Here is an 18268-nt window from a genome sequence, read left to right as displayed (position 1 = left end):
CGCTGACGGGGCCGGCCGGCTGGCCGGCTCGCTGGGGACCTTAGTGGCCCCGGGCGATCCACTCGTCCAGGTGCGGGGCTTCTGCTCCGATGGTGGTGCTGTCGCCGTGCCCGGTCCGGACCACTGTTTCCGCCGGCAGCGACAGCAGCCACGTCCGGATCGACTCGATGATGGTGGGGAAGTCGCTGTACGACCTTCCCGTGGCGCCGGGCCCACCCTGGAACAGGGTGTCACCGCTGAAAAGCGAACCCTCGCCGTCGGGTCCGTCAACCAGGTGGAAGGACACGGAGCCCGGCGAGTGACCCGGGGTGTGCAGGGCCGTCAGGCTGGCCCCCGCCACCTCAATGACGTCGCCGTGCTTGATGGCGACGTCCGGTTCCACCTCCGGGTAGACGTTCCGCCACAGCATCCAGTCCTCCTGGTGAAGGTGGATCGGTGCCTGGACGAGGTCCCAGAAGTCAGCCACCGACCGGATGTGGTCGTCGTGGCCGTGGGTCAGCAGGATCGCCTTGAGCTTCCGGCCACCGACGGCGGCGGCTACGGCCTTGGCATCGTGTGCGGGATCGATGACCACGCATTCCTCATCGTTGCCCACGATCCAGACGTTGTTGTCCACATCCCAGGTGCCGCCGTCGAGCGAGAACGTACCGGACGTGACGAGGTGCTCGATCCGGACGCTCACAGTTCCACCACCGAACGCAGCACGGAACCGGAGTGCATCTTCTCGAACGCTTCCTCCACCTGGTCGATGGTGATCCGCTCGGTCACGAAGGCGTCCAGGTCCAGCTTGCCCTGCTTGTAGAGGCTGATCAGCATGGGGAAGTCCCGGGACGGCAGGCAGTCGCCGTACCAGGAGGACTTCAGCGAGCCGCCGCGGCCGAATACGTCCAGCAGGGGCAGCTCCAGGGTCATCTCCGGCGTCGGGACGCCCACCAGCACCACGGTTCCGGCGAGATCGCGCGCGTAGAACGCCTGCTTGTACGTTTCGGGGCGTCCGACGGCGTCAATCACCACGTCAGCGCCGAAGCCGCCGGTGAGTTCGCGGATTTTCTCCACCGGATCGGAATCCGAGGAATCCACGGTGTGGGTGGCACCGAGGCCCTTGGCGCGTTCCAGCTTTTTCGGGTCGATGTCGACGGCGATGATGGTGGTGGCGCCGGCGAGCGCCGCGCCGGCGATGGCAGCCACGCCCACACCGCCGCAGCCAATGACGGCGACGGTGTCACCGCGCTTGACGCCGCCGGTGTTGATTGCGGCGCCCAGCCCGGCCATCACGCCGCAGCCGAGCAGGCCGATCGCGGCGGCATCGGCGTCGGGATCCACCTTGGTGCACTGGCCGGCAGCGACGAGGGTCTTTTCGATGAACGCTCCGATGCCCAGGGCGGCGGACAGTTCTGTGCCGTCCTCGAGCGTCATTTTCTGGGTGGCGTTGTGGGTGTTGAAGCAGTACTGGGCCTGGCCGCGGTTGCACGCACGGCAGTTGCCGCAGACGGCCCGCCAGTTGAGCACCACGCGGTCGCCCGGGGCGACGCTTGTGACGTCCGGCCCTACCGCGCTGACCACTCCGGTTGCTTCGTGGCCCAGAAGAAAGGGGAAGTCATCGCTGATGCCGCCCAGTTTGTAGTGCAGGTCGGTATGGCAGACGCCGCTGGTGAGGATGTCCACCAGGGCCTCGCCCGGACCCGGATCCGGAACCAGGATGGTCTCCAGAGTGACCGGGGCGCCCTTGGAGCGGGCTACGACACCTTTGACTTTATGGACCACGAAAGGCTCCCTCATGCAGATAGACAGAACGGGACCAACACGGATATTGGTCCCGTTCTGTCTACCACATGAGCTGACGCGGTCAGGCTGCGAGGCGGCTCTTTACTTCGGCGGCGGAAGGGTTGGTGGCGGCGGTGCCGTCCGGGAAGAGCACGGTGGGGACGGTGCGGTTGCCGCCGTTGAGCTTCTCGACGAGGTCGGCTGTGCCCTCCACCTCTTCGATGTTGATTTCCGTGTAGCCGATGCCCTGCGCGTCCAGCTGCTTCTTCAGGCGGTTGCAGTAGCCGCACCAGGTGGTGGAAAACATGGTGATGGTGCCGTTCTCGGGGGTAAAGTCCACGGAGCTCTCCTGAAATCGTTGAGGGGGTTCTTTCCCGTCAACGGTATCTCGGTGCGGGCTATTCCCTGAGCCGGGCCGGCGGATGCGGTGCCGGATGACAGTAGATAACGCTGATGGCATGCTGGAGCCATGTGTGGACGCTATGTGATGGCACGGGCCGTGGGCGATTTGCTGGCCGACTTTGATGCCGAGCTGGAGGAGGAAGTGCACCTTCCCCCGTCGTGGAACGTGGCGCCAACCGACGCTGTCCCGATCGTCCTGGAACGGCTGATTGACGACGGCCCCGTGCGGCAGCTGCATGTGGCCCGCTGGGGCCTGGTGCCGTCCTGGGCGAAGGATCCGGGAATCGGCCCCAAGATGATCAACGCGCGGAGCGAGACTGTGCTGGAGAAGCCGGCCTTCCGCAAGGCCGTGAAGTCACGGCGCTGCGCTGTCCCGGCGGACGGGTACTACGAATGGAAGCAGGGCACAGGCAAAGCCAAGCAGCCCTACTACGTCCATCCGGGCAAAGGCAGCGGGCTGGTGTTCGCGGGCCTCTATGAATGGTGGAAGGATCCGTCCAAGGCAGAGGACGATCCCGGCCGGTGGATGCTCTCCACATCCATCCTGACGGCAGACACGCCGCCGCCCGGAGCCGAGTCCACCATTTTCGGCAAGCTCACGGAGTTGCACGACCGCGTGCCGCTGCCCATGGACCGGGCCACGATGGCGTCCTGGCTTGACCCGCAGATCGATGACGCCGCCTTCCTCGTGGACCTGGTCCGGGCCCACGTGAAGGAAGTCGCTGCGGACTGGCACGTGGATTCGGTCGGCACCGAGGTGGGCAACGTACGCAACAATTCCCCTGAACTCATCCGGCCGGTGGAGGCGCTCTTCTGAGCCGGCACTCCGGGTGAGGTGCCCTAGACGGTGACCTGGCCGCCGTCGTCCACTGTCCAGGTGGGGTTATAGGCAATCTCCCAGCGGAAACCGTCCGGATCGGCGAAATAGCCGCTGTATCCGCCCCAGGGCTGGGTGACGGGCGCGGCGACGATTGTGGCCCCGGCCGATGCCGCCTCCGCCATGACCCGGTCCACCGCCTCGGTGTTGGGCAGGTTGTGGCTGAGCGTGATGCAGGGGACCGGGCCGGGGGCACCTACACCGGCCTCGGCATGCATCTGCGCGGCGTCCCACAGGGAAAGGATGAGCCCGTGGTTGACCTGGATGAACACCACATCGCCGGGAAACTCCCGGTGGACAGGCCAGCCGAGGCCTTCCGCGTAGAACCGGCGGGAGGCGTCAACACTGCGAACGCCTAGCGAAATGAAGTCGACTCTGGGCTGCATGCTTCGATACTGTCAGAAGATGGCAACAATTCAAGGAAACGATCGGGATGCTTTGGCCGACAAGGAACAGCTCGCAGCCGTTCGGATTGCGGTCGACGAGGTTGATGAGCAGATTGTCACGCTCATTGCGCGGCGTGAACGCCTGATCCGGATCGCCGGAACCCTGAAGGGGGACGACGCTGAAGTCCGCGCCCCCGGCCGGGTGGAACGGGTGATTGAGCATGTCCGGGCCGCCGCGGACAAGAAGGACATTGATCCGGACATCGTGGAATCAACCTACCGGGCCATGATCTCGGGGTTCATCGAACTCGAAATGAAGGTCCACAAAAAAAGCAGCTGACGCCGCCACAGGTGCTGCTCGGATAAGGTTCCGGCAGCACCTGCCCGGTGTTTGCTAGTTGCGTGCTCCCTAGAGCGCTTCCTCGACGGCGACGCCCGACTGGAATTCCCGGCCGTCAGCCTCGCTGAAGGCCGACATGATGTGTCCCTTGCCCAGGCCATGGACGGCGGCGACAGGGAAGTTGCCCGTGATGGTGTTGCCCGAGTGCGTCACGCCGGCAAGATCATAGTTTTCCTCGGCGCTCTGGTCATGGCTGAACGAGTAGAAGGCAATGGCCTCCCCGTTCATGAACTCAATGCCCAACCGTCTCTGTGATGAGTAATCCGGGCTCGCCGCCACCAGTCCCACTACGTACGCACCTGCCCCCGGAATGTTGCCGTCGATAGCGAAGGTTGCCACGAGCTTTTCGTCCTGGGCCTTGATGCTTACGTGCTTGAGGAGTGCGTCATGGGTGCTCATGCCACAATCCTGCCCTCCTGCTGCCCGTCCGTCCACCCCTGTCTAGGTTTTGTCGGAGCGCCGTCGTAGACTTGATTTATTCGAACATGTATTCGAATACTGTGCTTTTTGCGTCAGCATTTTGCATCAGATCCGTTCAGTTCGGGAGGCGCCCATGGGTATGTTCAGCGAGTCCGTGGACGTCGTCTGCACCCCTGCGGGCCAGCCGCTGAAACTCCAGTGGGCCGGGCGGCACTACACGGTGTGCGCCGAGCCTGTCCGGTGGTACGAACGCCGGCAGTGGTGGGCCGAGGAACGCCGGGCGCCCCTCGGCAGCGGGCCGGGGCTGGTGGACCATGAAATCTGGCGCGTCCAAGTACAGCCGGACCCGCAGACTGCCGGCCCTCGGGATGCAGGAGAGCCGCTCACCCTGGACCTGAGCAGGCATGTCGGCAGTGGCCGCTGGAGGATCCTGCGGATCCACGACGCACTCCGGCCCCAAACGGCATGAGCTTCTCCCACCTTCACGTTTCCACGGCCTTCAGCGCACACTATGGCGTGGCCTGGCCCGATGAACTGGCCCAGGTTGCCGCCGCGGACGGCGCAACCGCGCTCGCCTGCACGGACCGGGACGGCCTGTACGGCACCATCAAACACCTCAAAGCCTGCATGGCCGCCGGCATCGACCCCATCGTGGGTGTGGACCTTGCGGTTTTCGACGACGACGGCGACCACCGCACCCAGCTCGCCGGCAGGGTGGTGGTGCTCGCCCGTGGCAACAACAACGGGGCGGGCTACCGCGCCCTGTGCCGGCTGGTGTCCGATGCCCATGCCCGCACCTCCGGCAAAGCCGGGGGAGCGGTGCCGGTGGCGGTCACCCGCGCCGAACTCGCCTCCCGCACACTCGACCCCAAAACCCTGAAGCCGGTCCTGACGGTACTGATCGGCCCGGATTCCGACGTCGGACGGGCCATGGGCGGCCGGCGTTACCTCCGTCCGCGCACCCTTTTCAAAGGCTGGCTGGACGCCATGCCCCCAAAAACCCTGGTGGCGGAAGTCGTCTCCCAGCTCACTGCCCCCGGGACGCCCCTGAGCACCGCCCATGCGGTACGAATGCTCAAGCTCGCGGAAGAACACCATGTACCGGCCGTGCTCACCAACGCGGTCCGCTACTGCGCAGAGGACGGAGCCGCCACGGCGGACGTGCTCGACTCCGCCCGGACCCTGAAGTCCCTCCCCGAACTCGCGGCCGAACCGCTGCTCCAGCCCAACGGGCAGGGCTGGCTCAAATCCTCTGCGCAGATGCTTCAGCTCGGCAAGGAAATCATCCGCGCTGCAGGATATGGTGCAGCGGACCTCAAGCAACTGATGGCACAGACCGAGGCGCTCGCCGACTTCTGCCGGATTGACCCGGTGACTGACATGGGCTGGAAGCGGCCGGTAGTCCCCGAGGCATCGGTCATAGGCATCAGCCAGGACCCGCACGATGAACTGGTGCAGCGCTGTGAGTCCGGGATCAGCAGGCGGTTCCCCGGAATATCAGGCTCAGCCCACAAAGACATGCGCTCGCGGCTGGAGCACGAGCTGGGGATCATCAGGAACCTCGGGTTTTCCTCCTACTTCCTCACGGTCGCGGAGGTCTCCCGGATGATCCAGGACATGGGGGTCAGGGCAGCGGCCCGCGGTTCCGGGGCTTCCAGCCTGGTCAACTACCTGATTGATGTCAGCCAGGTGGACCCCCTGCAACACGACCTGATCTTCGAACGCTTCCTGTCCCGGGACCGGGCCACGTTGCCGGACATCGACATCGACGTTGAAAGCGCCGAGCGGCACAACGTGTACCGGCGGATCTTTGACCGTTTCGGTTCCGAGCGCGTCACGCTGATGAGCATGCAGAACGGGTACCGCGCCCGCGGTGCCGTCCGCGACGCCGGGATGGCCCTGGGCATGGACCATGACGACGTCGGCGAGATCGCCAAGCAGCTGTGGCGCTTTTCGGCCCGGAAATTCCGTGAGGCACTGGTTGAAAAACCTGAGCTGCGGGAGTTCGCCGGACGGGTGGAACAGCGGGACTTCACCGAAAACCAGCAGCTTGACCTGCTGGTGGACCTCACCGAACGGCTGGACCGGCTGCCCCGCCATATTTCGATGCATCCGTGCGGGGTGATCCTGGGCGATGCCACGCTGCTTGACCGGACGCCGGTGCAGCCCAGTGGACTGGGGCTGCCCATGAGCCAGTTCGATAAACACGACATGGATCCCATGGGCATGCTCAAGCTTGATGTCCTGGGGGTCAGGATGCAGAGCGCCATGGCGTTTGCCGTCCGGGAAGTCATCCGGATCCATCCTTCCAAGGCGGAAGTGGTGGTGGCAGGGGCCCACCCTGCAGGTCCTGACGGGACCGGGCCGGACTACATCGCCGAGAACGGACACATCGACCTCAACGCTGTGCCGTTGGATGATGAACCAACCTACGAACTGATTCGCAGCACACACACCCTGGGCTGTTTCCAGATCGAGTCGCCCGGACAGCGGGAGCTGATCGGCAAGCTGGCGCCGCGTGAGTTCAATGACCTCATCATCGACATTTCGCTGTTCCGGCCAGGCCCGATGAAATCGGACATGGTGCGGCCTTTCCTGGAGTACAGGCACGGCTTCGCGCCGGAGGTCTACCCGCACCCTGACCTGAAACCCGTGCTGCAGGAAACGCATGGGGTCACTGTCTTCCATGAACAGATCCTGAAAACCTTCCACGTGATGACCGGCTGCGGCCTGGCGCGCGCAGATGAGTTCCGCCGGGCGCTCGGCGACGAGGTCCACGAGCTGAAAGTGGAAGAGTTCTTCCGCAAGGAGGCCCGGATCAAGGGGTACTCCCCGGAAGTGGTGGACAAGGTCTGGGGGACCCTGAAAGCCTTTGGCAGCTTCGGCTTCTGCAAGGCGCACGGTGCGGCATTTGCCGTTCCCACCTACCAGTCGGCCTGGCTCAAGACACACCATCCCGAGGCTTTCCTCGCCGGGCTGTGGGAACACGATCCCGGGATGTACCCCAAACGGCTGCTGGTGGCCGAGGCCCGCAGGCTGGGCATCCCCATCCTGCCGCTGGACATCAACCGCAGCCAGGCCGAGTACCGGGTGGAACGGGTCGCGGACGGGCCGGATGCCGGCAAGCTGGGGATCAGGCTGAGCCTTAACGGCATCTATGGCCTGTCCGGGACCGAGCTTAAACGGATTGTCGCCGGCCAGCCCTACGACTCCCTGGCAGACCTCCGGGCACGGTCCAGGCTGAGCAAGCCAAGCATCAAAAGGCTCGCCCAGCTGGGTGCCTTTGATTCCCTGCACCGGGAGTCGGGCGGCGCAGCCAACCGTGCAGACCTCGTCCAGCATCTGCAAAAGCTCCAGGCCGCGGGCGGGACAAGGAAGGGCGTCGACATCATGGAAGGGCAGCTGTCCCTGCCGCTGGGGGATGTGGAACTGCGGAACGTCAAACCAGGGCTTCCCGCACCCACCCTGGTGGAAAACGTCCGGGCCGAACTGGACCTGATGGCCATAGACGTCAGCGGGCACCTGATGGACAGCCACCGGCCCATGCTGGACCGGCTGGGGGTAACCACTGCCGACAAATTGTTGAGCCTGCGCAACAACACCGAGGTACTGGTGGCCGGGGTGCGCATCGCCACCCAGACCCCGCCCATGCGTGGCGGCCGGAGGGTGGTGTTCATCAGCATCGATGACGGCACCGGCTGCGTCGACTCCGTGTTCTTCCACGAAGCCCAGGAGCAGGCGGGGCTGTTGCTGTTCGGCACCAGGCTGCTGCTGATCCGGGGCACCACGCGGCGGACTGGTCCGCGCGGAATCAGCCTGAGCGCCAGCATGGCCTGGGACCTGAGCCGGGTGGAATCCCTGCCGTTCGCGGCGGACCGTGTGGAGAGCAGCGATGTGCCGCATCCCCTCGACGGGATCAGCCGAAGCCTTGCGATTACCGGAATGGGCGGCTGAGCGGCCGCGGGTCCCGTTGGTCGGCCTCCCGGGAAACCGATAGCATTGACGATGGCTGGCTGTGGTCCCCGTATGCCACAAGCTATGAAGCCTAAAACTTTGAATAGGAGACACCCGTGTCAGATGCCCAGCAGATCACCCTCATCGTCGATGGCGAAGAGACCAAGGTGACTACCGGGACAACCGGTGCGGAACTCTTCTTTGAGCGCCGCGATGTTGTTGTTGCCCGCGTCAACGGCGAGCTGAAGGACCTGGACCAGGAGCTGCCCGAGGGCGCCGAGATCGAGGGCGTCACCATCGATTCCCCTGACGGCCTGGACGTCCTGCGCCACTCCACTGCCCACGTGATGGCCCAGGCAGTGCAGCAGCTGCGCCCCGACGCCAAGCTGGGCATCGGCCCCTACATCACCGATGGCTTCTACTTCGACTTCGACGTCGCCGAGCCGTTCACCCCCGAGGACCTCAAGACCCTCGAGAAGATGATGCTCAAGATCGTCAACCAGAACCAGAAGTTCGTCCGTCGCGTGGTCAGCGAGGACGAAGCCCGCGAGGCCATGAAGAACGAGCCCTACAAGCTCGAACTCCTGGGCAAGAAGAACAACGCAGCCGAAGCCGGCGAGGGCGTCAACGTCGAGGTCGGCGCCGGCGACATCACCATCTACGACAACGTTGAGCGCAAAGAGGGGACCACGGTCTGGTGCGACCTCTGCCGCGGCCCGCACCTGCCCAACACCAAGCTCATCTCCAACGCCTTCGCCCTGACCCGGTCCTCCTCCGCGTACTGGCTGGGCGATCAGAAGAACCAGCAGCTGCAGCGCATCTACGGCACCGCCTGGCCCACCAAGGACGCGCTCAAGGCCTACCAGGAGCGCATCGCGGAGGCTGAGCGGCGCGACCACCGCAAGCTCGGCGTCGAACTTGACCTGTTCTCCTTCCCGGACGAGCTGGGCTCCGGCCTGCCGGTGTTCCACCCCAAGGGCGGCATCATCCGCAAGGAGATGGAGGACTACTCCCGCCAACGCCACGTCGAGGCCGGCTACGAGTTCGTCTACACTCCCCACATCACCAAGGGCCACCTGTACGAAGTTTCGGGCCACCTGGACTGGTACAGGGAAGGCATGTTCCCACCCATGCGCGTGGATGAGGAACTTAACGCAGACGGTACAGTCCGCAAGCCTGCCCAGGACTACTACCTCAAGCCGATGAACTGCCCCATGCACAACCTGATCTTCCGCTCGCGTGGACGGTCCTACCGCGAACTGCCCCTGCGTCTGTTCGAATTCGGTTCGGTGTACCGGTACGAAAAGTCCGGTGTGGTCCACGGCCTGACCCGGGTCCGTGGCATGACCCAGGATGACGCCCACATCTACTGCACCCGCGAGCAGATGAAGGACGAACTCACCAAGACCCTGAAGTTCGTGCTCGACCTGCTCAAGGACTACGGCCTGAACGACTTCTACCTGGAGCTGTCCACCAAGGACCCCGAGAAGTACGTCGGCGAGGACGCCGCGTGGGAAGAAGCCACCCGGACACTCTCCGAGGTTGCTGAGGAATCCGGCCTGGAACTGGTCGCGGATCCGGGCGGCGCAGCCTTCTATGGTCCGAAGATCTCCGTCCAGGCCAAGGATGCACTGGGCCGCACCTGGCAGATGTCCACCATCCAGCTGGACTTCAACCTCCCGGAACGCTTCGAGCTGGAGTTCCAGGCAGCCGACGGCACCCGCCAGCGTCCGGTAATGATCCACCGTGCGCTCTTCGGTTCCATCGAGCGCTTCATGGGTGTGCTCACCGAGCACTACGCCGGTGCGTTCCCCGCGTGGCTTTCCCCTGTCCAGGTGGTGGGCATCCCGGTGGCCGAAACATTCAACGAGTACATGTTCGACGTCGTTGACCAGCTCAAGGCGGCGGGGATCCGCGCCGAGGTGGATACGTCCTCGGACCGGTTCCCCAAGAAAATCCGCACCGCCAGCAAGGACAAGATCCCGTTTGTCCTGATCGCCGGCGGCGACGACGCCGAGGCCGGCGCGGTGTCCTTCCGCTTCCGTGACGGGAGCCAGGACAACGGCGTGCCGGTGGCCGAAGCCGTCAAGCGGATCACAGAAGCCGTCCGTAACCGGACCAGCTAGCGGAAACGGATAAGAACACCGTGCAGGAGAACACAGGCGCAGGATATCCAGGGGATGCCGGCGTGACAGATGACTTTGATCTCGCGGGCGTGCCGGATGCTTTCCAGCGCCTGTGGACTCCGCACCGGATGGCCTACATCAAAGGGGGCCAGCACCAGTTCAAGAACGAGAACGACTGCCCCTTCTGCGTGGGGCCGGGAAGGACGGACGAGGAAGCCCTGATCGTCTACCGGGGAAAGACCTGTTACGTGGTCTTGAACCTGTTTCCCTACAATCCTGGCCACCTCCTGGTCTGCCCCTACCGGCATGTCCCGGACTACACCGACCTCACGGTGGAAGAGACCGCGGAATTTGCGGAGATCACGCAGACAGCCATGCGGGTCTTGCGCAAGGTGGCGAACCCGGGCGGGTTCAACCTTGGCATGAACCAGGGCGTGGTGGGCGGGGCAGGAATCGCCGCGCACCTGCACCAGCACATCGTTCCGCGCTGGGGCGGGGACGGTAACTTCTTCCCCATCATTGCCCAGACCAAGGCCATTACGCAGACCCTGGATGAAGTCCGCCAGCAGGTTGCCGAGGCCTGGCCCGGGGAGACAGATGCTGAATAGGCATGCGCGCGGGTTTTTCACCGCGCTGTTCACTCCGCTTGCGCGTTGGCTCCTGAAAATCGGTGTTTCCCCTGATGCCGTGACGGTCATCGGAACCGCCGGCGTGGTGGTCGGGGCGTTGGTCTTCTACCCCCTCGGCCAGCTCTGGTGGGGGACCCTGTTCATCACCGCCTTCATCTTCTCGGACGTGCTCGACGGCATTATGGCCCGGCTGCGCGACACTGGCGGCCGCTGGGGAAACTTCCTGGACTCCACCTTGGACAGGATCGCTGACGGCGCCCTGTTCGCGGGGGTGGCCATCTGGTTCTTCACCGCGGGCGCCGATTACGCCATCGCCGTCGCAGCCATGCTCTGCCTGGTTTTGGGCATGGTGGTCTCCTATGCGCGGTCCAAGGCTGAAGCCCTCGGCTTCAAAGCGAATGTGGGCATCGCCGAGCGGGCCGAGAGGCTGGTGTCGGTGCTGGTGGTCACCGGGTTTACTGGTTTGGGGCTGCCACCGGTGGTCCTTCTGGTGACGCTTGGACTCCTGGCCCTGGCCAGCCTCATCACCATCATCCAACGCGTCGCCACGGTCCACCGCCAGGCCTTTGCGGAGTCCGCGGCTTCGGATTAAGGCTGATTAAGCCCGCCGCCTGCCGTGGGACTAGTATTGTGACTGCCCGGTCAATGGATCCGGCAACCCGGTGCGTGTACTTTCGGCTTCTTGCCGCCCTCACGCCCGGCGAAGATCATCTATCTACCCATAGGGGTTTTTGTGTCTACACCTGATGTAAGCAGCGAAGCCGGTTCGTCCGCGAACAGCGTCACGGGCAGCAACCGCGTCAAGCGCGGCATGGCCGAGATGCTCAAGGGCGGCGTCATCATGGACGTCGTCAACGTTGAACAGGCCCGCATCGCCGAAGACGCCGGTGCCGTTGCAGTGATGGCGCTCGAACGGGTTCCGGCCGATATCCGTGCCCAGGGCGGCGTGTCCCGCATGTCCGATCCGGACATGATCGACAAAATCATCGACGCCGTTTCCGTGCCGGTCATGGCCAAGGCCCGGATCGGCCACTTCGTGGAGGCCCAGGTCCTGCAGTCGTTGGGCGTGGACTATATTGACGAGTCCGAAGTCCTGACCCCGGCCGACTACGTCCACCACATCGACAAGTGGAACTTTAAGGTTCCCTTCGTCTGTGGCGCCACCAACCTCGGTGAGGCGCTGCGCCGCATCAACGAAGGCGCGGCGATGATCCGATCCAAGGGTGAGGCCGGCACCGGTGACGTCTCCAACGCGACCGGGCACATGCGCCAGATCCGCGCCGAGATCGCCAAGCTCGCGGCCCTGGCCGAGGACGAGCTCTACGTTGCGGCTAAGGAACTGCAGGCCCCGTACGAACTGGTAAAGGAAGTTGCCGCCGCCGGCAAGCTCCCCGTGGTGCTGTTCACCGCGGGCGGCATCGCCACCCCCGCTGACGCCGCGATGATGATGCAGCTTGGTGCTGACGGTGTGTTCGTCGGTTCCGGTATCTTCAAGTCCGGCAACCCGGCCCAGCGTGCCGCCGCTGTGGTCAAGGCCACCACGTTCTTCGATGACCCCGACGTTATCGCCAAGGCCTCCCGCGGCCTCGGCGAAGCCATGGTGGGCATCAACGTGGACGAGATCCCGCAGCCGCACCGCCTCTCCGAGCGCGGCTGGTAACAGCCCTAAAGCAGTACGACGGCGGCGGGTCACCTTTTCGAAGGTGGCTCGCCGCCGTCGTCCGTTGACCCAACTAGGTAGCGCTATCTGTCGTTATGGAGCCTCATAACGACAGATAGCGCTACCTAGTTGGGGAAGTGGAGAGGGTCAGCCGAGGCCGCGGCGCTTTAGCAGGGGCTCTAGCTTGGCTTCGCGGCCGCGGAGTGCGCGGAAGGATTCCAGCGGGTCCCTGCTGTTGCCGCGGGACAGCAGCTCTTGCCGGAAGCGTTCGCCGTTGGCCCGCGTTATGCCGCCGTTCTCAGTGAACCAGTCCACCGTTTCGGCATCCAGCACCTCACTCCAGATGTATGAGTAATAACCGGCCGCATAGCCGGCTCCGGCGAAGATGTGCTGGAAATAGCCGGTGCGGTATCGCGGCGGGATCAGGGCATGAGCGACGCCCGCGGCGGCGAGGGATTTCGCCTCAAACGCCAGGACGTCGTCGGGGATTCCGGTTTCGTCCAGCACATGCCACGCCAGGTCCAGCAGCGCAGCACCGAGGTATTCCGTGGTCCCGAAGCCTTCGCCCCAGAGCAGCGAATCGTTCAATTTGTCCACAACCTGCTTCGGAAGCGGTTCGCCGGTGACATGGTGCCGGGCATAATTTGCCAGCACCTCCGGCCACAGGATCCACATCTCGTTGACCTGCGACGGGTATTCCACAAAGTCGCGGGGGACAGAGGTCCCGGCGAAACGCGGATACGTCACGTTCGACAACAAGCCGTGGAGCGCGTGTCCGAACTCGTGGAAAGTGGTGCGCAGTTCGTCCAGGGTCAGGAGCGCGGGCTCGCCTGCCGGCGGCTTGGAGATATTGAGGTTGTTGATCACCACTGGCCGGGTGCCGAGAAGGTCCGACTGCTCCACCAGCGAATTCATCCAGGCGCCGCCCCGCTTGGATTCGCGGGTGTAGTAGTCGCCCAGGAACAACCCCAGCCCGCTCCCGGCCTGGTCCCGGACTTCCCAGACACGGACGTCCGGGTGGTAGCCGGCAAGGTCCTCCCGTTCGTGGAAGGTGATGCCGTAGAGGGACGTGGCGGCGAAGAAGACGCCGTCCCGGAGAACGCGGTCCAGCTCAAAATACGGGCGGAGTGCCTGCTCGTCCACCGCGTACTTATCCCGCCGCACCTTGGCCGAGTAAAACGCCCAGTCCCAGGCCTCCAGCGGATGCCCCGCCGCCTCGGACAGGGCCGCAGCCTCGGTGTCGGCATTGCGAACCGCGGCCGGGGCCATCCTGTTCAGCATGGACTGGACCGCCTCGAAGTCCGGGGCCGTCTGACGGTCCACCACGAGCTCGGCATAGTTGGCGAAACCCAGGAGGGCTGCCTTTTCAGCGCGCAGGCCGGCTGTTGACCTGGCCAGTTCCAGGACGTCCAGGCTGCCGCCGTCACTGCCCCTGCCGATGGAGGCTTCAAACAGGCGACGGCGGACGTCCCGGTTTTCGAGGGCAGCCAGGGCGGGCTGGTTGCTGGGCTGGATCAGCGTCAGCAGGAATTTTCCGTTGTGGCCAACGGCGCGTGCCGCCTCAGCGGCGCTGCCGACATCGTCGGCCGGCAAACCAGCCAACTCTGCTGCCGTGTCCAGCAGCAGTGCGGCCGATTTCATGGCCTCCTTGACCCGCTGGCCAAACTCCGTGCCCAGTTTGGACAGCTCCGCGTTGATTTCCTTCAGCCGTTCCTGGCCCGGCTTGTCGAGCTGGATACCGGACTGGCGGAACTCCTTCACATAGTCCTCCACGAGCCGGACGGACTCAGAGTCAAGCCCGGAGGTGTCAATCGCCGCGAACCTGTCGAACAGCACGCCATTGAGGTAGATCTCGTCCTGATGGGCCGAAATACGGGGTGAGAGTTCAGTCTCCAGGTCACGGATCTCATCTGTTGCATCGGCTGAGGCAAGGGTGAAGAAGGATGCCGTGGCCCGCTCCAGCAGTTGACCGGCCCTCTCCATGGCCACGGCCGTATTCTCGAAGGTCGCCGGCGCCGGGTTGTCCACGACCGCCTGGATTTCCCCCAGATGTTCCGCCAGGCCAGCTTCGATCGCCTCGGCGTAATCGGATAGTTTGATCCGGGCAAAAGGCGGCAACCCATAAGGCAGGGTGCTGGCACTAAGGAGGGGATTCGTCATCCCGCTAACCTTTCATACTGCCGCAGGCTTCTCAACGCGCGGCCTTGCGGAATTTGCGCGACAGCCAGACCTACAATGGCGCCTATGGGGAAAAGGTTGGGCGCTGGTTCGGAGCGCGCTGGTGCTGTTCGTTCCGCCGCTGCGGTGTCCGCCGGCATGCTGGCGGCGGCGCTGCTGGCTGGCTGTGGCCTGATCGCCGAACAGACCGCTCCTTCCGCCGGTGCCGCCGCGAGTACCGGTGGCGGGACAGCACAGCCGAGCCCGACGGCGACCCCCACCCCGGCGCCCACTCCCACCCCCGGTGCGGGGCCGGCGTGTCCCACGCTGCGCTGCACGTCCGTGCTGGTGACCGGCGACATGCTGGTCCACGCCCAGCTCTGGCAACAGGCCCGCGACGATGCTGCCGCAGCAGGCAAAACAGGCATGGACTTCACCCCACTCCTGGAGGGCCAGCGCAAGTACATCCAAGCCAGCGACCTCGCCATCTGCCATCAGGAAACCCCTGTGGCCGGGCCCGACGGACCTTTCTCGGCCTACCCCTCGTTCAACGTCCCGCCCCAGATCATCACGGCATCCAAAGCGGTGGGGTACCAGGCGTGCACCAGCGCGAGCAACCACACGATCGACCGGAGCACGGACGGAGTTCTGCGCACCCTGGACGCCCTGGATGCGGCGGGACTGAAGCACACCGGTTCCTACCGCACTGAAACCGAGTCCCAGGGAATCCTGATCCTGCAGACCAAGGCAGCCAAGATTGCCATCATCCAGGGAACCTACGGACTCAACGGCCAATACCCTGAATACGCGTGGCAGGTGGACATGCTGGATGCGCCCACCATGATCGCCAAAGCCGTCAAAGCACGGGCCCTCGGTGCGGACATTGTGCTCGGTGCCATGCACGCTGGCGACGAGTATGCCAGCGAAGCTAACGCCCAGCAGCAGGAGGTGGCCCACGCCCTGGTGGACAGCGGCCAGTTCACCATGATCTACGGCCACCACACCCACTCAGTGCTGCCCATCGAAAACTACAAGGGCACCTGGATTATCTACGGCCTGGGCAACGGGGTCACGGAACTATCCCCCTGGTATGTGGTGAACAACGAGGGCCTGCTGGTGCGGGCGCAATTCAGCCAGGACGCGGCCGGCAAGTGGACGGCGTCGGACCTCGCCTGGGCTCCGTCGGTGATTGTCCGCGATCCGTACCGCTGGTGTTCGGTGGCAACCGACGCACCGCAGGGTGTCTGCGTAACGCCAGAGGCCGATGCAGCGACCAGGTTGCGGACCGCCACAGTGGTGGACTCGATGGGCGCGGCCGCTGCAGGTGCGCACGAACTGCTGATCACGAAGGACCCCTGAGGCACGGCGCCGGGGGAACCGTCAGCACGGGGTCATTCAGTACGGCGGAACCCAGGGCACTACCAATCAGCGCGGACGGCGGGCCGCGTGTTCCCTGGCCTGCACGGCGTAGCGGTCATCAGGGCTGCCGGGAACAAAAGCCCCGAACCTGCGTTCGGCGGCGGTCCTGATGAGGAAGTCGGCGATGGCGGGGTTTTTGGGCAGCAGCGAACCGTGCAGGTAGCTGGCCACCACATTCTTGTAGCGCGCCCCCTCGTGGCCGTCGCTGCTGTTGTTGCCGGTACCTTTCGCGGTGGTCCCCAACGGTCGGACGCCCGCACCCAGGGTGGTCTGCCCGCTGTGGTTCTCGTAGCCCAGGACCTCGCCGAACTCGGGGGTGGCCACCTTGACGTTGCCGATCAGGCGTTCGTCGGTGCCGTGTGTTTCCACGTCCAGGATGCCGATCCCCGGGATGACCGTACCCAAGCGGGTCTTGAAGAAGCGTCCGAACAGCTGATAAAGCCCGCAGATCACCAGCATGGGCGCGCCATCCTCCGCCAGCCCGGTCAGGACGTCGGCGCGTGAGTGCAGGTCATCCTGGATGACCAGCTGGCCGCTGTCCTGCCCGCCGCCGCCCACGATAAGGTCCACATCGGCGGGAAATTCGTCCCCGACGTTGTACTCCAGCAGCTCCGGGGTGTAGCCGTGCCAGCTGATCCGCTGCTGGATCACCAGGGCGTTGCCCCAGTCCCCGTAAATGTTCATGTCCCGCGGGTAGAGCTGCAGGACGCGGATGGTGCCCTTGGATTTCTGTTCGACGCCGTCGGGCACAATGCCGATTGATTCAGCGGTCATGAGACCACCTCCACTGTGGTGATTTTGGACAGCTCGCGGCGGATGGCCAGCATGGCTGTGTAGGTGCAGAAGATCCGCTTCGGTTTGCCTTTGGCCTCACGGATGAAGGCGGCCAGTGCGGGCGCGATGTCCGGCTGGACGCCGCCGATCCGGACGCCGTCATACTGCAGCCGCAGCGCCATGTCATAGGCCCGGGACCCGGTCAGCTGGTCCACGCCGCCGTCGCGGAGCGAATCGAATTCCACGTCCCACAGCCAGGACATGTCCCGGCCGTCGGCGTAGTTGTCATTGATGGCGATCATGGTGGCGTAGCCCACCGCGGGGAAGGACTTCAGTCCCAGCCGGAAACCGCTGGGGTTTTTGACCAGCACGAGGTCCAGTGGCTGTCCGTCCACCGTGAGGCTTTCGCCGCGGCCGAACGCCGGCTCCACCTGGGACAGCGCCGTGAGCAGGGTGGCGTGGTCGGCGGTGGCGGCACCGCTGCCACAGATGCTGCGCGCCAGCGTCAGGGCCGCTGCCGCATTAAAGATGTTGTAGACGCCGCGGAGCTTCATCGCGGTGGTGACCGTGGCGCCGTCGTACTCAAAATCGGCGGTGTCCGGCCCCACTTTGCGGAGTACGACGTCGGCCGCTGGCTTGTGGGGGAGCGCTGCGGGGGCGGGGCTGCCGGGCGCTGCCCGCATGTCGTCGTCGTTGGGGAAGGTGCTAAGGAGCGAATCGTCCAGGCCGAAGTACTGGACGTCCTGGCCGGTCAGGGTTTCCGCGATGCGGGCAACCCGCGGATCCTCCCGGTTGAGGACTACTGTTCCGGTGGTTTTGTCGGCGATGTGCTGCAGCAGCTGGGCCGTTTTGTCGATCTCACCGAACCGGTCCAATTGGTCGCGCAGGACGTTGAGCAGGAGGCTGTACCGGGGCGGAATGCGGTTAACAAAATGCGTGGCGTGGGCTTCGTCGAGCTCCAGGACGGCGACGTCGGCCGTGAGCCTGCCGCGCCAGTCCACTTCGCCCAGCAGGGCGGCCGCCACACCGCGGGTGAAATTGCTGCCGGTGCGGTTGGTGAAGACCTTCAGTCCCTGGCTTTCCAGGAGTTCCACCACCATTTTTGTGGTGGTGGTTTTGCCGTTGGTTCCGCTCACCACGGCAACGCCGTGGGGGAGCGTTGCGAGCGTCCGCTGCATAAAGCCGGGGTCGATTTTTTCGACCACCAGCCCGGGCAGGGCGGACCCCCCGCCCCTGAGCCGGGAGACCCGGCGGACCAGCTTGCCGAGCGGAACACTGATGTAAAGCATGCTCTGTAATA

The 18268-nt window shown here is 64.8% G+C and carries 17 protein-coding genes; 9 read left to right on the top strand and 8 right to left on the bottom strand.

The annotated features are described in order from the left end of the window. Nucleotides 1-40 precede the first annotated feature (40 nt). The 3 genes from ACZY0Q_RS03420 to ACZY0Q_RS03410 all read right to left on the bottom strand — a co-directional run bounded on the left by ACZY0Q_RS03420 (nt 41) and on the right by ACZY0Q_RS03410 (nt 2104). Nucleotides 41-682 carry an MBL fold metallo-hydrolase gene (locus ACZY0Q_RS03420; RefSeq protein ID WP_463914706.1) on the bottom strand — a complete coding sequence of 214 codons (642 nt, stop codon included), beginning with the start codon at nt 680-682 and terminating at the stop codon, nt 41-43. After that, nucleotides 679-1764, bottom strand: coding sequence for an S-(hydroxymethyl)mycothiol dehydrogenase (locus ACZY0Q_RS03415; RefSeq protein WP_463916232.1), 1086 nt, complete (start codon nt 1762-1764; stop codon nt 679-681). The genes ACZY0Q_RS03420 and ACZY0Q_RS03415 overlap by 4 nt, the downstream gene beginning before the upstream one ends. 82 nt (nt 1765-1846) lie before the next feature. After that, nucleotides 1847-2104 carry a mycoredoxin gene (locus tag ACZY0Q_RS03410; protein WP_056340387.1) on the bottom strand — a complete coding sequence of 86 codons (258 nt, stop codon included), beginning with the start codon at nt 2102-2104 and terminating at the stop codon, nt 1847-1849. A 147-nt stretch (nt 2105-2251) separates the two neighbouring features. On the opposite strand from ACZY0Q_RS03410, the gene ACZY0Q_RS03405 reads away from it, so the two are divergent. Next, the gene (locus tag ACZY0Q_RS03405; protein ID WP_463916230.1) at nt 2252-2983 is read left to right on the top strand and encodes an SOS response-associated peptidase; all 732 of its coding nucleotides are present in this window, start codon (nt 2252-2254) and stop codon (nt 2981-2983) included. A gap of 23 nt (nt 2984-3006) precedes the next feature. Here ACZY0Q_RS03405 and ACZY0Q_RS03400 read toward each other — a convergent pair whose 3' ends face one another. After that, complete coding sequence (locus ACZY0Q_RS03400) at nt 3007-3429, bottom strand: VOC family protein (RefSeq protein WP_463914704.1); 423 nt, start codon at nt 3427-3429, stop codon at nt 3007-3009. Between the two features lie 19 nt (nt 3430-3448). On the opposite strand from ACZY0Q_RS03400, the gene ACZY0Q_RS03395 reads away from it, so the two are divergent. Continuing rightward, entirely contained in the window at nt 3449-3769 is a 321-nt protein-coding gene (locus tag ACZY0Q_RS03395) for a chorismate mutase (RefSeq protein WP_463914701.1), read from the top strand. Nucleotides 3770-3838: 69 nt separating this feature from the next. Here the strand turns inward: ACZY0Q_RS03395 and ACZY0Q_RS03390 are convergent, their stop codons facing one another. Then, complete coding sequence (locus ACZY0Q_RS03390; RefSeq protein ID WP_463914698.1) at nt 3839-4228, bottom strand: hypothetical protein; 390 nt, start codon at nt 4226-4228, stop codon at nt 3839-3841. Between the two features lie 154 nt (nt 4229-4382). Here ACZY0Q_RS03390 and ACZY0Q_RS03385 point away from each other — a divergent pair, with 154 nt between their 5' ends. From ACZY0Q_RS03385 to pdxS, 6 genes are all read left to right on the top strand, one after another. After that, nucleotides 4383-4718 (top strand): DUF6504 family protein, encoded by a 336-nt coding sequence (locus ACZY0Q_RS03385; protein WP_463914695.1) that lies wholly within the window; start codon nt 4383-4385, stop codon nt 4716-4718. Further along, nucleotides 4715-8203 (top strand): DNA polymerase III subunit alpha, encoded by a 3489-nt coding sequence (locus ACZY0Q_RS03380; RefSeq protein ID WP_463914692.1) that lies wholly within the window; start codon nt 4715-4717, stop codon nt 8201-8203. Before ACZY0Q_RS03385 ends, ACZY0Q_RS03380 begins: the two co-directional genes overlap by 4 nt. Before the next feature lie 116 nt (nt 8204-8319). Beyond that, nucleotides 8320-10329 (top strand): threonine--tRNA ligase, encoded by a 2010-nt coding sequence (gene thrS / locus ACZY0Q_RS03375; RefSeq protein WP_463914689.1) that lies wholly within the window; start codon nt 8320-8322, stop codon nt 10327-10329. 20 nt (nt 10330-10349) lie between these two features. Further along, a complete protein-coding gene (locus tag ACZY0Q_RS03370; protein ID WP_185260685.1) occupies nt 10350-10937 on the top strand; it encodes an HIT family protein in 588 nt (195 codons plus the stop codon). After that, nucleotides 10927-11550, top strand: a complete 624-nt coding sequence (pgsA, locus tag ACZY0Q_RS03365; protein WP_463914686.1) for a phosphatidylinositol phosphate synthase — start codon at nt 10927-10929, stop codon at nt 11548-11550. Before ACZY0Q_RS03370 ends, pgsA begins: the two co-directional genes overlap by 11 nt. 141 nt (nt 11551-11691) lie before the next feature. Next, complete coding sequence (gene pdxS / locus ACZY0Q_RS03360) at nt 11692-12618, top strand: pyridoxal 5'-phosphate synthase lyase subunit PdxS (protein ID WP_463914684.1); 927 nt, start codon at nt 11692-11694, stop codon at nt 12616-12618. A gap of 147 nt (nt 12619-12765) precedes the next feature. Here pdxS and ACZY0Q_RS03355 read toward each other — a convergent pair whose 3' ends face one another. Further along, complete coding sequence (locus ACZY0Q_RS03355) at nt 12766-14778, bottom strand: M3 family metallopeptidase (protein ID WP_463914681.1); 2013 nt, start codon at nt 14776-14778, stop codon at nt 12766-12768. 84 nt (nt 14779-14862) lie between these two features. Between ACZY0Q_RS03355 and ACZY0Q_RS03350 the strand changes: the two genes are divergently transcribed. Then, nucleotides 14863-16134: a CapA family protein gene (locus ACZY0Q_RS03350; RefSeq protein ID WP_463914678.1), complete on the top strand. Its 1272-nt coding sequence runs from the start codon at nt 14863-14865 to the stop codon at nt 16132-16134. 66 nt (nt 16135-16200) lie between these two features. Here ACZY0Q_RS03350 and ACZY0Q_RS03345 read toward each other — a convergent pair whose 3' ends face one another. Both ACZY0Q_RS03345 and ACZY0Q_RS03340 read right to left on the bottom strand, forming a co-directional pair. Further along, on the bottom strand, nt 16201-16968 hold the full coding sequence (locus ACZY0Q_RS03345; RefSeq protein ID WP_463914675.1) for a type 1 glutamine amidotransferase: 768 nt from the start codon (nt 16966-16968) through the stop codon (nt 16201-16203). After that, on the bottom strand, nt 16965-18257 hold the full coding sequence (locus tag ACZY0Q_RS03340; RefSeq protein ID WP_463914673.1) for a MurT ligase domain-containing protein: 1293 nt from the start codon (nt 18255-18257) through the stop codon (nt 16965-16967). Before ACZY0Q_RS03340 ends, ACZY0Q_RS03345 begins: the two co-directional genes overlap by 4 nt. Nucleotides 18258-18268 lie beyond the last annotated feature (11 nt).

It is taken from the genome of Pseudarthrobacter lactosi (genome assembly GCF_055412785.1).
Note: the sequence above shows the minus strand (reverse complement) of the source record. Positions and strands in the feature narration are given on the sequence as shown.

Excerpts from the sequence above, each read along its gene's own strand:
- ACZY0Q_RS03405 (WP_463916230.1), top strand. The coding sequence starts at position 2,252 with ATGGCACGGGCCGTGGGCGATTTGCTGGCCGACTTTGATGCCGAGCTG.
- ACZY0Q_RS03400 (WP_463914704.1), bottom strand. The coding sequence starts at position 3,429 with ATGCAGCCCAGAGTCGACTTCATTTCGCTAGGCGTTCGCAGTGTTGAC.
- ACZY0Q_RS03395 (WP_463914701.1), top strand. The coding sequence starts at position 3,449 with ATGGCAACAATTCAAGGAAACGATCGGGATGCTTTGGCCGACAAGGAA.
- ACZY0Q_RS03390 (WP_463914698.1), bottom strand. The coding sequence starts at position 4,228 with ATGAGCACCCATGACGCACTCCTCAAGCACGTAAGCATCAAGGCCCAG.
- ACZY0Q_RS03385 (WP_463914695.1), top strand. The coding sequence starts at position 4,383 with ATGGGTATGTTCAGCGAGTCCGTGGACGTCGTCTGCACCCCTGCGGGC.
- ACZY0Q_RS03380 (WP_463914692.1), top strand. The coding sequence starts at position 4,715 with ATGAGCTTCTCCCACCTTCACGTTTCCACGGCCTTCAGCGCACACTAT.
- pgsA (WP_463914686.1), top strand. The coding sequence starts at position 10,927 with ATGCTGAATAGGCATGCGCGCGGGTTTTTCACCGCGCTGTTCACTCCG.
- ACZY0Q_RS03355 (WP_463914681.1), bottom strand. The coding sequence starts at position 14,778 with ATGACGAATCCCCTCCTTAGTGCCAGCACCCTGCCTTATGGGTTGCCG.
- ACZY0Q_RS03350 (WP_463914678.1), top strand. The coding sequence starts at position 14,863 with ATGGGGAAAAGGTTGGGCGCTGGTTCGGAGCGCGCTGGTGCTGTTCGT.
- ACZY0Q_RS03345 (WP_463914675.1), bottom strand. The coding sequence starts at position 16,968 with ATGACCGCTGAATCAATCGGCATTGTGCCCGACGGCGTCGAACAGAAA.
- ACZY0Q_RS03340 (WP_463914673.1), bottom strand. The coding sequence starts at position 18,257 with ATGCTTTACATCAGTGTTCCGCTCGGCAAGCTGGTCCGCCGGGTCTCC.